We start from the raw sequence: 1,044 nt of genomic DNA, 5'->3' as shown, positions 1-1,044 counted from the left end.
ATTGTAAAGTCGGATACAAACATATTCCATGTCAACATTGCTAGGAAGATTTTGTAGAATATTGACCCAAACTGTAATGCGACTAATCCAAACAATCCTAATATTTCTGTTTCCGTTTGATACACTTCTGTTTTCTTCTCCATAATTAACCCCCTGTGTAATGTTGTTTTAGTATTGCTAAAATCATCGCAGAAGAAAGTGTAAGTATAGCAATCATTTGAGCAGCTACCTTCTTCTGGTCTAATAATTCTAAGTTGTAACCTGATACAAATATTTCTGCACGACTTGCTTTCTTGTATTCAAAATGATAATAAACTAGCGATATTAATGAAATAAATCCAGCAGTAGCTAGTACAAATATTAGGATGTCAATTAGCATAGGCTTGTTCTCTTTGAGAAATCAACTCAATTATTCCATCTGTAGAAGCAAACGCTAACTCTTTACTGCCATAATTAAAGAGTGAATAGTCACATTCAAATGTGTCATAAAACTTCTCAGTATGGTGATTTAGGTCATCTTCTGAGAAAACATCACCTCTTGCTATTAATCGCTTTATTCTTTCTTCATCATTCACGTCAATTCTGATAAAGATAAAACCTTTATTCTTTAATGCTTCATATTCATTAGGCATCCTACAGTCTGTTACAACAATATTCTCACAGGCATATCGAAGTTTTTTTCTTTCTTCAGCTTCATTGTCCATGTTGTCCAACATTGATTTAATCCAAATATCAGGATCAATTTCTCTAAAACTAGTTCCGATGTGTTGTAGCAGTGCTCTAGGCTTTTTATTTTCATCAAAGTACACATCAGGAAACCACTGCTTTGCTACAGCTTTTACGTTGTCAGCAAATGCATATCGCTCAAAACCATACTTGCTACAAAGATAATCTGCAATGAAGTCCTTACCTCCCCCTGCTGGAGATATTAGAGCAATTTTAATCCCCAATTGTCATCACCCTTCCTATGTTTTTAATTATAATTTACTATTTTGCATTTATTAAATCGCTCAATCAAGTCTGAGCGAACCCTTGGAGAGTAGG

Annotated in this window: 2 protein-coding genes; both read right to left on the bottom strand. The window is 34.2% G+C overall.

Going from position 1 to position 1,044, the window contains the following annotated elements; all coding sequences use genetic code 11:
• Positions 1-145: 145 nt before the first annotated feature.
• Complete coding sequence (locus AC1DSL_RS18570; RefSeq protein WP_477533381.1) at positions 146-379, bottom strand: hypothetical protein; 234 nt, start codon at positions 377-379, stop codon at positions 146-148.
• A complete protein-coding gene (locus tag AC1DSL_RS18565) occupies positions 369-950 on the bottom strand; it encodes an AAA family ATPase (RefSeq protein WP_477533380.1) in 582 nt (193 codons plus the stop codon). Before AC1DSL_RS18565 ends, AC1DSL_RS18570 begins: the two co-directional genes overlap by 11 nt.
• Positions 951-1,044 lie beyond the last annotated feature (94 nt).

It is taken from the genome of Paenisporosarcina sp. P4_D4, assembly GCF_056401835.1.
This window is presented reverse-complemented; position numbering and strand designations above follow the sequence as displayed.